The sequence below is a fragment of the Lysinibacillus sp. RU7 genome (assembly GCF_057837305.1).
The window spans coordinates 1-14,088 of sequence record NZ_JBYQFK010000047.1; the positions used below are offsets into that span (position 1 = coordinate 1).

Annotated in this window: 15 protein-coding genes and 2 tRNA genes; 13 read left to right on the forward strand and 4 right to left on the reverse strand. The window is 39.0% G+C overall.

Annotated elements, in window-relative coordinates:
- Positions 1-79: 79 nt before the first annotated feature.
- The 3 genes from AC3II9_RS21055 (at position 80) to AC3II9_RS21065 (ending at position 1,158) form a co-directional block, all read left to right on the forward strand.
- Positions 80-170 (forward strand) — tRNA-Ser (locus AC3II9_RS21055).
- Positions 171-185: 15 nt separating this feature from the next.
- Positions 186-257: transfer RNA gene (locus tag AC3II9_RS21060), tRNA-Glu, on the forward strand.
- 142 nt (positions 258-399) lie between these two features.
- Complete coding sequence (locus AC3II9_RS21065; protein ID WP_489158640.1) at positions 400-1,158, forward strand: MerR family transcriptional regulator; 759 nt, start codon at positions 400-402, stop codon at positions 1,156-1,158.
- 154 nt (positions 1,159-1,312) lie between these two features.
- Here the strand turns inward: AC3II9_RS21065 and AC3II9_RS21070 are convergent, their stop codons facing one another.
- Entirely contained in the window at positions 1,313-2,233 is a 921-nt protein-coding gene (locus AC3II9_RS21070) for a 1,4-dihydroxy-2-naphthoate polyprenyltransferase (RefSeq protein ID WP_489158642.1), read from the reverse strand.
- A gap of 193 nt (positions 2,234-2,426) precedes the next feature.
- Here AC3II9_RS21070 and AC3II9_RS21075 point away from each other — a divergent pair, with 193 nt between their 5' ends.
- The 6 genes from AC3II9_RS21075 (at position 2,427) to AC3II9_RS21100 (ending at position 10,087) form a co-directional block, all read left to right on the forward strand.
- Complete coding sequence (locus AC3II9_RS21075) at positions 2,427-3,806, forward strand: isochorismate synthase (RefSeq protein ID WP_489158644.1); 1,380 nt, start codon at positions 2,427-2,429, stop codon at positions 3,804-3,806.
- Positions 3,799-5,517: a 2-succinyl-5-enolpyruvyl-6-hydroxy-3-cyclohexene-1-carboxylic-acid synthase gene (menD, locus tag AC3II9_RS21080; protein ID WP_489158646.1), complete on the forward strand. Its 1,719-nt coding sequence runs from the start codon at positions 3,799-3,801 to the stop codon at positions 5,515-5,517. Before AC3II9_RS21075 ends, menD begins: the two co-directional genes overlap by 8 nt.
- Positions 5,505-6,320 (forward strand): 2-succinyl-6-hydroxy-2,4-cyclohexadiene-1-carboxylate synthase, encoded by an 816-nt coding sequence (menH, locus tag AC3II9_RS21085; protein ID WP_489158647.1) that lies wholly within the window; start codon positions 5,505-5,507, stop codon positions 6,318-6,320. Before menD ends, menH begins: the two co-directional genes overlap by 13 nt.
- Positions 6,321-6,336: 16 nt before the next feature.
- Positions 6,337-7,158, forward strand: a complete 822-nt coding sequence (gene menB / locus AC3II9_RS21090; protein WP_391368369.1) for a 1,4-dihydroxy-2-naphthoyl-CoA synthase — start codon at positions 6,337-6,339, stop codon at positions 7,156-7,158.
- 170 nt (positions 7,159-7,328) lie between these two features.
- Positions 7,329-8,603 (forward strand): diguanylate cyclase domain-containing protein, encoded by a 1,275-nt coding sequence (locus AC3II9_RS21095; RefSeq protein ID WP_489158648.1) that lies wholly within the window; start codon positions 7,329-7,331, stop codon positions 8,601-8,603.
- 50 nt (positions 8,604-8,653) lie between these two features.
- A complete protein-coding gene (locus AC3II9_RS21100) occupies positions 8,654-10,087 on the forward strand; it encodes an o-succinylbenzoate--CoA ligase (RefSeq protein WP_489158650.1) in 1,434 nt (477 codons plus the stop codon).
- Positions 10,088-10,157: 70 nt separating this feature from the next.
- Here the strand turns inward: AC3II9_RS21100 and AC3II9_RS21105 are convergent, their stop codons facing one another.
- The 3 genes from AC3II9_RS21105 to AC3II9_RS21115 form a co-directional block, all read right to left on the reverse strand.
- Positions 10,158-11,174 (reverse strand): metal ABC transporter solute-binding protein, Zn/Mn family, encoded by a 1,017-nt coding sequence (locus AC3II9_RS21105; protein ID WP_489158652.1) that lies wholly within the window; start codon positions 11,172-11,174, stop codon positions 10,158-10,160.
- 92 nt (positions 11,175-11,266) lie between these two features.
- Positions 11,267-11,500, reverse strand: a complete 234-nt coding sequence (gene yidD, locus AC3II9_RS21110; protein ID WP_391368381.1) for a membrane protein insertion efficiency factor YidD — start codon at positions 11,498-11,500, stop codon at positions 11,267-11,269.
- Complete coding sequence (locus tag AC3II9_RS21115) at positions 11,500-11,652, reverse strand: hypothetical protein (protein WP_391368384.1); 153 nt, start codon at positions 11,650-11,652, stop codon at positions 11,500-11,502. Before AC3II9_RS21115 ends, yidD begins: the two co-directional genes overlap by 1 nt.
- 172 nt (positions 11,653-11,824) lie before the next feature.
- Here AC3II9_RS21115 and AC3II9_RS21120 point away from each other — a divergent pair, with 172 nt between their 5' ends.
- From AC3II9_RS21120 to AC3II9_RS21135, 4 genes are all read left to right on the forward strand, one after another.
- Positions 11,825-12,268, forward strand: coding sequence for a Dps family protein (locus tag AC3II9_RS21120; RefSeq protein WP_489158654.1), 444 nt, complete (start codon positions 11,825-11,827; stop codon positions 12,266-12,268).
- A gap of 101 nt (positions 12,269-12,369) precedes the next feature.
- Positions 12,370-12,675, forward strand: coding sequence for a transposase (locus AC3II9_RS21125; protein WP_391368390.1), 306 nt, complete (start codon positions 12,370-12,372; stop codon positions 12,673-12,675).
- A 48-nt stretch (positions 12,676-12,723) separates the two neighbouring features.
- On the forward strand, positions 12,724-13,191 hold the full coding sequence (locus AC3II9_RS21130) for an NUDIX domain-containing protein (RefSeq protein WP_489158656.1): 468 nt from the start codon (positions 12,724-12,726) through the stop codon (positions 13,189-13,191).
- Positions 13,175-13,963, forward strand: coding sequence for an alpha/beta hydrolase family protein (locus AC3II9_RS21135; RefSeq protein ID WP_489158658.1), 789 nt, complete (start codon positions 13,175-13,177; stop codon positions 13,961-13,963). Before AC3II9_RS21130 ends, AC3II9_RS21135 begins: the two co-directional genes overlap by 17 nt.
- Positions 13,964-14,088: the final 125 nt, after the last annotated feature.

The window sequence follows — 14,088 nt, forward strand, 5'->3', positions numbered from 1 at the left end:
CCGAAGTAGCTCAGTGGTAGAGCAACCGGCTGTTAACCGGTTGGTCGTAGGTTCGAGTCCTACCTTCGGAGCCATTTATGGGGAAGTACTCAAGAGGCTGAAGAGGCGCCCCTGCTAAGGGTGTAGGTCGGGTAACCGGCGCGAGGGTTCAAATCCCTCCTTCTCCGCCATATCAATTAAAAATTGGCCCGTTGGTCAAGTGGTTAAGACACCGCCCTTTCACGGCGGTAACACGGGTTCGAATCCCGTACGGGTCATCATAAAAGTCTGAGGCGATATATAATCGTTTCAGGCTTTTTTCGTATTTCCATAATAATTGATGAGGTGTTAACCAATAGATAAATATACTACTTGACCTTTACGTTACGTAAAGCCTTATATTAAAAGGAGAGGTGAGTTATGTATATTCAGGAGCTGGCGAGGCTATCAGGTGTAAGCACAAGGACACTCCGTTATTATGACCAGATTGGTTTGCTTATTCCAATAAAGAAGGAAGACACAGGTTATAGAGTTTATAATCAAGGGCATGTTGATCGCTTACAGCAAATATTATTTTATCGTGAATTGGATATGCCGCTTGTACAAATTAAAGCGGTTTTAGAGGCGGAAGATTTTGAGCAACTCGAAAGCTTACGCTATCATCAGCGAACACTTCAACAAAAACAGCGTCATATAACGGACTTACTGGAAACTGTGATAATGACCATTCAATCGATTGAGGAGGGAATAACAATGAGTAATGAGCAAAAGTTTGAGGTATTTAAAAAACAGCTAATCGATGAAAACGAGGCGAAGTATGGAGCAGAAATTCGTGAAAAGTATGGAAGTGAGTCGGTAAAGGCTTCTTATGGCATGGTGAAGAACATGACAGAGGAACAATATGAAGCAGCCCAGCAACTCGAAAAAATGCTTTTAGAGCGATTAAAAGAAGCTATGGAAGAGGGCGATGTACAATCTGATATTGCGGTGGAAGTGGCAGAGCTTCATAAGCGTTGGCTTAGCTTTTACTGGCCGAAATATACAAAAGAAGCCCATATTGGTTTGGCGCAAATGTATATAGCCGATGAACGCTTTACAGATTATTATGATTCACGTGTTAATAAAGGAGCAACGCAATTTTTAACAGACGCAATTGTTTATTATGGACAATTAAAATAAAGGTATTGCATATTGTCCCTATTGAAAGCGCATGAAGAAACGAATAGAAAAGCGTCCCGATCATTTCAATTCGGGACGCTTTAGTTCGCTTATCTATACATAGAAAGTTCCTGTTCACATTTCTTGAGGATAGGATACTTCTTTCGGAAATACGTTAAAAAATAAAATAATTAATTAATAAACCGACAGCGAGTAAAAAGCCAAAGATAGTATTTGTTTGGGCAGTAAATTTCATGGCAGGCATGACTTCAAGCGGCTCTTTTTTATGACGGAAAATATCAATAGCCTTTATCGGTTTTGGAATACTAAACAATACAATCAGCGCCCAGTACGTAATATCTTCAATAATAACTAAACCTAAAATCCATAGGTACGATACGATGAAAAATAGGGAAAGGATATAAATGGCATTATGACGACCAACTAAAATCGCCATCGTTTTACGACCGCCTTCTGTATCACCAACAATGTCGCGAATGTTGTTTGAGAGCATAATGGCACCGACTAAAATCATACTAGGTACCGATAATAAAATCGCTTCGAGTGTTACTGTATTTGTCTGAATAAAGAAAGCAATTAATACAATCCCCATGCCCATCACTACACCGGATACAAGTTCCCCAAATGGCGAATAGGCAATTGGATAAGGACCGCCCGTATATAAATAACCAATTAACATACATACTAAGCCAACAGCGGCTAGCCACCAAGAGCTCATGGCACAAATATAAATCCCTAGAAGTACAGAAATCCCATAAAAGCTAAGCGCAATGGCCATAATGGTACTCGGTGCGACCCCATGGCGAACAATTGTACCGCCAATGCCGACAGAGTTTTCATTATCCAGTCCTAATTTATAGTCATAATATTCGTTAAACATATTTGTTGCTGCTTGAATGAGCATACTTGCTACAAGCATAGCAAAAAATAATGGGAAGTTAATGGTTTCTCCATCAACTGTTAATGCAATGGTTGTCCCTAAAAAGACAGGTACGAATGAAGCTGTTAATGTATGTGGACGTGTTAAATGCCACCATACTTTAAAGCCCCTATCCGCTTCAATGACTTTGGTCATATACTATTTCTCTCCTTCAACTAAACTATACTGTTCCATTTTATACGAACAATAAGAAAAAAGGTAGAGTCGTGCCTTTCTCGTACAGATTTAAGCGAAAAAGTGATATGATAGTATAGAAATTTTGTAAAATGTACGATAGCAATCAAAGCTTATTTCTTGAGTTTAAATTGCAAAGACGGAGGTAATTTTCATGCATCATAAGTGGTACAATGCCACTGAAGTAGAAGTGGGCTCTTTGAACTCAAAGCACCATTTTTATATGGAGACAATAGAGGTAAGCCGATTATCTGCTCTGGCCTTTTTTGCTGCTGGTGAGAAATACAAGGGCAAACGATATTTTTGGCAAAATCGGGAGAAAACTTTTACCTTAGTAGGATTAGGACACGCTTATACAATTGAAAACAATGCAGGACAAGTGCGTTTTGATAAAGTAGAGCAAGAATGGAAAAAATTAACGAAAAACATTGTGAAGGAAGAGGATTTACAACCGATTTTATTTGGTGGATTTACATTTGATCCACAAAATGAGATAGAAGGGGAATGGTCAACATTTCCGCAAAGCTTTTTTGCAGTAGCAACGTTTCAGTTAATTATTCGAGATGACAAAGCATATGTGAGTATTCATTATATTACGGACGAAGAAAATAGTTCACAAGCTTTTGACCAATTACGTAAAGAGCGCGATCATTTGATTCATGCTGCGCAAGTGAAAGAATTAAAAACATATGCTAAGCCTATGATGACAAGTTATGAGGAGCCTTATAAAACAGAATACTTGCAATCCATTGAGCAAGTGACGGCACATATTAAAGCGGGAGAGGCACAAAAAGTAGTAATCGCTCGTTCATTAGCATTGCAATTTAAAGAGGAAGTGGCGTCCTCTCAAATTTTATCGCATGTGATTCATGAACAGCCGGAAAGCTATTTATTTGGCTTAGAGCATGAGGATATGTTGTTTTTTGGTGCATCACCTGAGCGTTTAGTCAAGGTAGAAGAAGGACGAGCTTTCTCATCATGTATTGCTGGTTCTATTCGTCGTGGTCATACAGTAGAGGAAGATGAGACATTAGGCTGGTCATTGTTAAATGATGTGAAAAACCGTGGGGAGCATCATTATGTAGTAGAAATGATTACGGAAACATTTGAGCAAAACTGTACGAACGTAAAAGTACCAAAACAACCAAAACTACTTAAAATTCGTGATATTCAACATTTATATACACCTGTGGAAGGGATATTAAATGAAGAGGCAACCATCCTGCAACTTGTGAAGAATTTACACCCTACACCAGCCCTTGGCGGCGTACCGCGTAAAGAGGCAATGGATATGATTCGACGCTATGAGCCGATGAACCGAGGGCTATATGCAGCACCTATTGGCTGGGTAGATGCCGATGGAAACGGTGAATTTGCTGTCGCTATTCGTTCAGCTGCATTACTTGGGAATCGTGCCTTTTTATATGCAGGCGGCGGCATCGTCGAAGATTCTACACCAGCATCAGAATATGAGGAGACGTTAGTTAAATTCCGTCCGATGTTACGTGCTTTAGGAGGAAAGTTAAGTGAGTGAACGTGAAATACTATCAAACTATGTATATACAATCGTTGCTAGCTTAGTACAAAACGGTGTAGAGCAAGTGGTGATCAGTCCGGGTTCCCGTTCGACACCTCTTGCCTATGCGTTTGCACATACGAAAGAAATCGAGGTGTTTCGTCAGGTAGATGAGCGTGCGGCTGCCTTTTTTGCATTAGGTCTTGCAAAAAGGGCAGGAAAACCCGTTGTATTGTTATGTACATCAGGAACAGCGGCGGCTAACTATTTCCCTGCAATTGTAGAGGCAAAGTATGCGCGTGTTCCTCTAATCGTCATTACAGCGGACCGACCACATGAACTACGTGAAGTGGGGGCTCCACAAGCCATTAATCAAATCCATTTATATGGTGAGCAAGTAAAGTGGTTTGCTGAATTTCCGATTCCAGATGATGCAAAGCCAACATTACCATTTATTGAACGTCATACAGCACGAGCTGTTGCGATTGCAATGAGTGCACCATTTGGGCCTGTTCATCTAAATATCCCGTTCCGTGAACCGTTACTTGTGGATTTTTGCGATTTGCCAACGCTTCGTTACCAAGGGAATATACTCAATCCTTACTCCTTAAGTGATGAGGCAAAAAGCGTGTTAGAAAAAATGATTACTCAATCCAAAAAAGGTGTATTCATCGTCGGGGAGTTGCCATTAAATACAGATGTCAATCATTTATGGGAGTTGATTCGACGCGCAAAATGGCCTGTGATGGTTGAGAGTCTTTCGAATATGCGCGGCAATGTCCCAGAAGACTGTAAACCATATGTGATTTCAACATATGATGCGATTTTGAAAAATGCAACATTCAAAAAAGCAGCATGTCCTGATACAGTGATTCGTTTTGGCGCACAACCGGTATCAAAGTTTTTATCGATGTTTATTACGGAGTCCATGCCAGCACACTACATTGTTGTGGATGAAGATCCGATGTTCCGTGATTCTACAAGTATGGCAACAACCTTTATTCATGCTAAAATTGATCAGGCATTCAGCGATTTAACGATTGAAAGCAATATAGAAACGTCCTACGTAGCATTATGGCAGCAGGCACAGGCAATAGCGATGAAGCATATTGAACATTACATTGAACGAGAGCAGGATGAAGGAGCGCTTGTTGGCAAGATGCTACAATGCCTGCCAGAGGCGAGTGATGTATTTGCTTCAAGTAGTATGCCGATTCGTGATATCGATACGTTCTATACACCTTCAGAAAAAGATATGCACATTATTGCAAACCGTGGAACAAATGGCATTGATGGTGTCGTTTCAACAGCACTTGGGTATAGTGCAGGGAATAGTCGCCACACCTATCTACTCATTGGTGATTTAGCATTTTTACATGATAGTAATGCATTTTTAGCAACGCGTTATCAAAATTGTGAGCTAACGATCATTGTTATGAATAATGATGGTGGCGGTATATTCTCTTATTTACCACAATCCAGTGTGGAACATCATTACGAAGACTTATTTGGTACACCGACTGGTTTAACGTTGGAACAGATTGCAGTGATGTATGATCTACACTATACGAAAGTGACAGAACCAGCCGCATTTGTTGAAGCGATTTATGCACCGAATGAAAAACCAGTTCGTTTAATTGAAGTATTTACAAATCGTGCTGAAAATGTTGTCACACATCGCAAGCTATGGCAAGCGATTAATGAGGAGTTCGATGCATGGCTACCGTAACCGTATTAGGAATAGATGTACATGTAGAAACATGGCATGATGAACAAGTAGAGACAATCGTTATGTTGCATGGGTTTACTGGTTCAACGAAGACGTGGGCGCAAGTGGCGCAAAAATTGCCTCAATATCGAATCGTCGCTATTGACTGTATGGGGCATGGAAAAACAGAGAGTCCAAATGATTTTATGTTATATACAATGGAGAAGCAATTAGCTGTTCTTGAAGAAGTTTTTTGTCGATTGTCTATACAGGATTTTACACTTATTGGTTATTCAATGGGGGGGCGTATTGCTCTTAGCTACGCGATTCAATATCCTGAGCGTGTACAACAGCTGATATTAGAAAGTGCTTCCCCCGGTCTCCAAACAACGAAAGAACGAAAAGCGCGTAAAGAAGCAGATGACAAATTAGCACAAAAGATTGAAGCAACTGGCGTTGTCAATTTCGTTCGTGAGTGGGAGAATATTCAACTATTCGCTTCTCAAAAAAAACTGCCATTAAGTGTTCAACAGGCAATACGGACAGAGAGGCTAAATCAAAGCGCTCAAGGGTTAGCCAACAGTTTGCGCGGTATCGGAACCGGTATGATGCCGTCAGTATGGGATAGATTGCATAGGTTGTTGATGCCAGTAACACTCATTACAGGAGAGTTAGATACAAAATTTGTGACTATTGCCTGGGAAATGGCACAAGTCATCCCGAAAGTACGTCATTTAACAGTAAATAATGCGGGGCACGCAATTCATGTGGAAAATCCCACAGAGTTTGCTACAATAGTAAAGGACACAATTTCATTAAAATAAGTAGGGGGACTATACAATGACAACACGTCAATGGACTTCATTACATACTTACGAAGATATTAAGTATGAGTTCTACAACGGGATCGCAAAAATTACGATTAACCGTCCAGAAGTGCGTAACGCTTTCCGTCCAAAAACAGTGACGGAAATGATTGACGCATTTTCACGTGCACGTGACGATAAAAACGTCGGTGTCATTATTTTAACAGGTGAAGGTGAGCATGCATTCTGCTCAGGCGGCGACCAAAAAGTACGCGGTCATGGCGGTTATGTAGGCGACGATGAGATTCCACGCTTAAATGTATTAGATTTACAACGTTTAATTCGTGTGATTCCGAAACCAGTAGTTGCTATGGTTGCAGGTTATGCAATCGGTGGTGGTCATGTATTACACGTAGTATGTGACTTAACAATTGCAGCTGACAATGCTCGCTTTGGACAAACTGGACCAAAAGTCGGTTCATTTGATGCTGGTTATGGCTCAGGCTATTTAGCACGTATTATTGGTCATAAAAAAGCGCGTGAAATTTGGTACTTATGCCGTCAATATGATGCACAACAAGCGCTTGAAATGGGCTTAGTAAACACAGTAGTACCATATGATCGTTTAGAAGATGAAACAGTTATGTGGTGTGAAGAAATGCTAGAAATGTCTCCAACTGCGCTACGCTTCTTAAAAGCTGCGATGAACGCAGATACAGACGGCTTAGCAGGTTTGCAACAAATGGCTGGTGACGCAACACTTCTTTACTACACAACAGATGAAGCAAAAGAAGGTCGCGATGCATTCAAAGAGAAACGTAAGCCAGACTTCGGTCAATTCCCTCGTTTCCCATAAGAAGAAACTAAAAAAACAACTTGTGCTATTGTGTAGTGCAAGTTGTTTTTTTCTTTATTTTGGTAAATATTCTTGTTTCTTACTGCTACTATATAGTCTCATAATTATGATAAGATATAATAATATAATAGAATAAAGATAGGAAATGTGAACTAAAGGTGCGTAAGGAAATGAGGAAAGTAATTTTAGATAGACAATTAGAATCTTACTTAATATCCCTTTTTGAGTGTAATACAGATGGCATACTCCTTTTGAATAAAGGTGGTTATATTGTGGATGCCAATCCTGCTTTTCTTACATTAGGAGGCTATGCAAAGGAAGAACTTTTGAACCGGAATTTTTTAGAGATTATTCTGAATGAACCGCCAGACAATAGTAACCATTTATCATTTACGGAAGTCGATTTTACAGATGCACGTTTTCGATTAATTACGAAAGAGAACACACAGATTAGGTGTTTAATGCGTTTAAATCAAGTAATAGAATATGAAAAGGTTATTGGCTTTTTTTTAACGGTTAAAAATATGAGTGAGTTAGATAAAATCGCAGAACGCTATTTAGAGAGTGAATTTAATTATCGAAAAATTGCTGAGAATATTCAAGATGTACTCATATTAATGGATCAACATAAAAATTATTTGTATGTCTCTCCATCAAGTAAAGAAATGTTTGGTTTTGACTATACGACTTTTGAACATCAAGAAGTAGGTTTTTATATTCATCCGGATGATGTCGAAGAGTTTACGAACAAGTTTCATGCTACTATTGAAAAACGTAAGCCATTTGCATTAAAACTACAGATGCGTCATCAAAAGCTTATGTGGATTTGGACTGAGATTAAAGGAAAAGCCGTTTACGATATGAATGGTCATTTCTTACATGTGTTATTAGTCATACGTGATATTTCAAGAGAACGTCAACAAGAAGAAACACTCAAGTATTTGGCCTATCATGATCCGTTAACAAATTTGCCAAACCGTCGTATGTTCCGGGAACATTTAATGAGGGCATTGACAAGGCTGAATGAAAAGCATATTTCATTTGCCGTTTTACTATTAGATATCGATAATTTTAAACAAATTAATGACTCATATGGCCATGAAATTGGTGATCAGGTAATTATTGAGTATGGGGCACGACTACAACAAACTATAGGAAAAAAGGGGCTTGTAGCAAGACTAGGTGGAGATGAATTTGTCATATTACTTACAGATTTTATTGATGAGGAGCAAGTAAGCAATATTGCATATCAAATCAATGAACGAGTAAGACAAGGTTTATTCATTCAACAAACTTATCTTGAAATCACAACAAGTATTGGTGTCGCAATATGTGATAACCCAACATTTACGGCATCACAAATATTGCGACATGCAGATAAAGCGCTATACAATATAAAAGAACATGGAAAAGATGCATTTAGTATATACAAAGTTGGACAGTAAGAGGCGCGAAACGAGTAGCGCTTTTTTACATTGTAGTGGGAGGAAGGACGATGCAACCAAATTGGTTAGCTCAGCGAAGTTATTTAACGCCTAATCGAATCGGGTTAAGTTTTGATGAACAGCAATGGACATTTCAAGAGCTTCATCAAGAAGCGATATGCATGGCAGAGAAATTAGCCACATTTCATGTAAATCAGGGTGATCGCGTTGCCATTTTAGCGCCTTCTAGACCGGAGCTGATTATGATGATTTATGGTTGCATGCAGGCACAGCTTGAAATAGTCTTTTTAAATGGACGATTATCTGAGCGTGAACTACAGTATCAAATTGAGGATGCAGAAGTGAAAGCAATTCTTGTGCATGAACAGGAACTACATAAACTTCAGGCAGATGCACGCATCCTTACGTTTAATACGGTTTTAACCGCAGAAAGAACACCGATTAACAGCGCACAAGAATGGGACGACACGACAACGATTTCGATTATGTATACGTCTGGCACAACTGGTTTCCCAAAAGGGGTACGCCAAACGGTAAAAAACCATAGCTCCAGTGCGATTAGCTCGGCACTTAATCTAGGGTTAAAAGAAGATGATGTGTGGCTTTGTACAGTTCCGATTTTTCATATTAGCGGATTTTCTATATTAATGCGTTCTTTGCTATATGGTATGACTGTTCGATTATATGAAAAATTTGATGCAGCAAAGTGTGCCAATGAGATTGCACAAGGGTCGGTAACGAAAATATCTGTTGTTGCGGTCATGCTTGAACGTATCCTTACGTATATGGAAGAGAGCGGACTAGTAGCACATCCAAACTTTACAACGATGTTACTCGGGGGAGGACCAGTACCAGTTGATTATTTACAACGTGCTGCTAAATTACATTTACGTGTTGCTCAGACGTATGGAATGACAGAAACATCATCGCAAACGGCCACATTAAGTAACGAGGATGCAATGCGAAAAATTGGTTCAGCCGGTAAACCTTTATTTTTTAATCACATTAAAATTGAGGGTGTAACAAAGCCGCGAGAAGAAGGGGAAATTTGTATTCGTGGACCACATGTGACACCAGGGTATATCGGAAAATTTGCAGAGCGCGCGGCAACGGAAGATGGATGGTTAAAAACAGGAGATATTGGTTATCTAGATGAAGAAGGTTATTTATATGTCATCGATCGCCGTTCAGATTTAATCATTTCTGGCGGAGAAAATATTTATCCAGCGGAAATTGAAAATGTATTAATGGCGCACCCAAATGTAAAGGAAGCAGGGGTTTGTGGTATGGATGATGCCATTTGGGGGCAAGTACCGGTAGCATTTGTTGTCGTGAAGGAGCCGATTTCAGAAGAAAGTTTACTGAATTTTTGTCAAGCAAGATTAGCGGCATACAAATTACCGAAGAATATCAAGCTTATAGAGGCACTACCGCGTAATGGCTCTAATAAGCTCTTAAGAAGAAAGTTGAAGGATATTTTATAATATTTTTTAGTAGATATTTATCAACGAAAGGGTGTCCAGAAAGTTTTCACTTTCTAGACACCCTTCTTGTTTATTGAAGCGCTGTTTTTAGTGCTTCCATATTCTTTTTCATCAATGTGAAATATGTTTCACCATTCTTTATGTCGTCTGAAGTTAATACACTTAAATTGTGTAAAATAAGTGAATCAGCACCGACTTCCTGTTGAATCACTTCTGTTAAGTTCGAAGAAACGTTTTGCTCGAAGAAGATGTATTTAATATCCTCTTCTTTTGCTAAGTCGACGATAGCCGTTAATTCTTTTTGCGATGGTTCACTTTGCGAATTAAGACCTGCAACCGGTACTTGTGTAAAGCCGTAATGACCAGCGATATAGCCAAATGCTGCGTGTGATACGAAAAATGTTTTCTTTGTCGTTTCAGCTGCCATTGTTTCGAATTCAGCGTGTAATGCATTTAATTCTGTTACAAGTGTTTCGTAGTTTTCGGTAAATACGGCTTCTTGCTCAGGCATGACTGTCACTAATTCATCCTTAATAACTGCTGCTAAATCTTGAGAAATAATAGGCGATAACCATACATGAGAGTCATGGTCATCGTGTGCATGATCATTTAAAATATGGTTTGTTTCTTCGCCTTCATGATCATGTTCTTCTTCCTCTTCGTGTGTTTCCCCCTCAGCATGTACATGACCAGTTGAAATGTGTAGCTTGTCTTCACTTACATGATCAGCAGTCGCTACTAATTTAACGTGTTCATTTGCTAATGTCTTTTTTGCATTATCTACAAAGCCTTCAAGTCCTAAGCCAATATAGAAGAAAATATCGGCATCCGCTAGAGACATCATGTCTTTTTGCGTTGGTTCAAATGTATGTTCATTGGCTCCAGGAGGGTAGATAGATGATACCTCTACATACTCACCGCCAATGCGTTCAGCAAAGTATTGTAGGGGATAAACGGTTGTATAAATAGATAATTTATCTGTTTCGTTCGTTGTATCTTCCTTTGATGTTGCGTTGTCATCTTCACCACAAGCAGTTAGTATAATAGCAATCATTGCTAGTAAGAAGATTGATAGGTACTTCTTCAAGATGTTCACCTCTTAATTGTAATTATTACGATTTAACAATGATAATCATACACGAATTGTCTTTAAAAAACAATAAAAAATAACCTTCGAAATTATTTTTTTTTCGAAGGCCATTTTTCTGGCACGGGGTCAAATCCACCTGGATGAAGTGGTTGACATTTTAATATGCGTATAACTGTTAAAATGAATCCTTTAATGGCACCGTGTTTTTGAAATGCCTCGAGTCCATAACTTGAGCAAGTTGGGTGAAATCGACAAGAAGGAGGCGTCATTGGTGAAATAAATTTACGGTACAATTGAATTAACCAAATAAAAGGATATTTCATTATTTATCCTCTGCTTTCTGTACAGTTTGTGTTGGCATAGGATCCACCGTTTGTTTTGTTGAAAATCCTTTTTGTTTTGCAATCCAAATTAAAAAGAAAGAGAACGTACCGACAATGGATACGATCACAATTAGGATAATAGGAAGACTCATAGTAGTATTCACCTCGATTTTATTATAACGGTTTTAGGCTATTTTTTGTGCAACAATCTAGTGAACACATATTACACGAGAAAAGTTCTAAAAATATACATTTTTAAATGATAGAAAAATGGGTATACTAGTAATTGATAACAGTTTTCAATATACTTTATGAGGTGATACTATGACAAACAAATCATTAGACAAACAATTAAACGAATTAGTAGCAACGTGGTCAGTGTTATACACGAAGTTACACAATTATCACTGGTATGTAAACGGTCCGTCATTCTTTACATTACACACAAAATTTGAGGAATTATATAACGAAGTAACATTAAATTTAGATGAAATCGCGGAACGCATTTTATCTAAAGGTGGTAAGCCAGTTGCAACAATGGAAGAGCATTTAGAGCTTTCGCATGTCAAAGAGGCAGAAGGCAATGAGTCAGCCGAGCAAATGGTACAAATAACGATCGATGATTTTAAAATTGTCATGAAAGCTTTAAAAGAAGCGATGGAAAGTGCAGCCGAAGAAGGCGATGATCGTACAGAAGATTTATTGAATGCGAATTATCAAAGTTTAGAAAAACATGCCTGGATGCTTTCAGCGTTCTTAGGCAATTAAATTACAGTTTACAAGCTAGCGTATGAAGCGTCTCTTTTGTGGGGACGCTTCTTTGTATAGATTTTATCTATATTATTTATACTACTGTAGAGGTGATTAGGATGGAAAAACAAACGTATTATGTCTCTATCGTACATTTAACATGTACAACAGATCCGGCAGGGCCGTATAATTTTAAAATTGAATTAGAGCCATATAAAGCACGGGTATTTCAAAAGCTATTTCAGCAAATTCATCAGCTTGAGGGGTCTAATATGTTTCGTGCGCATTTACCTTTTATTCCATATCATATGGATGAATTGAATCATGATATTGACAGTCGCTATAAGAAAATATATGCCCTTATACATGAATTTGGCGATCAGGAAGCAAAAGAATTTGTTGAACAAATACCTTATTTTAGTTGAAGCATTCACGTCCCTTCGCTACACTTACATTAGTGAGGAGTTGAAGGGATGTTTACATTTAAAGATGAAAATGGCTTACGTGTGGACTTACGTTTTGACGAAGGCCCATTTGAAGTCGAACCAAGACATGTTTTAGCGATTGTCAAATATAAAGATAAATGGCTTTGTACAGAGCATATTAGGCGCGGTGTCGAGTTTCCAGGTGGAAAGCAAGAAGAAGGTGAAACATTAATGGAAGCAGCAATTCGTGAAGTGTATGAGGAAACACAGGTAAAAGTCACTGATGCCAAATGGTTTGCGTATTATATCGTACATGACGAAGTACCATTTTGTAAGGCCGTTTTTACAGCGCGTGTGGAAGCGATTGAGACGTTCGTAGGTGAATTCGAAACCGTTGCAAGGCATTGGTTAACGGAAGAAGAATTACAAGCGCATCCTCATTTAAGCTTTTATATGCGTGATGATGGCATGAAAAAGATGTTACAGGAAGTGAAAACACATGTGCGACAATGGTAAAATAGCATCCATGCGCAAATATCCATCTCCGAATCCTACTATTCGGCTAGATGAAATTACATACTGGTCTTGTGGGTTACGGGTCAAAGGATTACTGGCAAGACCGATCAATATAAGAAATCCAGAAGCCATGTTATATTTACGTGGCGGCTTACAAACAGTCGGAATGGTGCGACCTGCACGAATCGCTCAATTTGCGCAACAAGGTTTTATTGTATTTGCCCCTTATTATAGAGGAAATCGCGGTGGTGAGGGACGCGATGAGTTTGCTGGTAATGATCGATTTGATGCGGTGTACGGAGTAGATGTATTAAAGCAATTTGTTACGTGCAAGCAAGTGCATGTATACGGGTTTTCGCGTGGCGGCTTAATGGCAATGTGGACAGCGATTTTACGTGATGATATTGCCTCTGTTGTAACGTGGGCTGGTGTATCTGATGCCGCAGCAACGTATTGGGATCGTGTTGACATGCGTAGGGGACTTCGGCGAATTATTGGTGGTACACCAAATAAAGTACCTGAGCGTTATGAAGATCGAACGCCGCTTTATGATGTAGATCAAATTGATGCGCCAGTGTTAATCATTCATGGAACGAGTGATCAACATGTGGATATAGAGCATGCATATCAATTAGAATTTTGCCTACAAGATGCTGGGAAGGTTGTAGAAACGTGGTATTCTTTCGGGTTAAAGCATCATTATCCACCTAAGCTAAATCGAGAAACTGTGCAAGCGCTTTGTCAATGGATGAAGAAAAAAGCAACTTCTTAGTGAGGTTGCTTTTTATTGCTTTCTGGGGCTGTTTCTCAAATAAATAAAGGTCCTTTGTCAATTGTTGGGGTAGCTTTTGAGAGAACGATAGAATTTGAGTATCCGATAAACCTTTCCTGCCATCC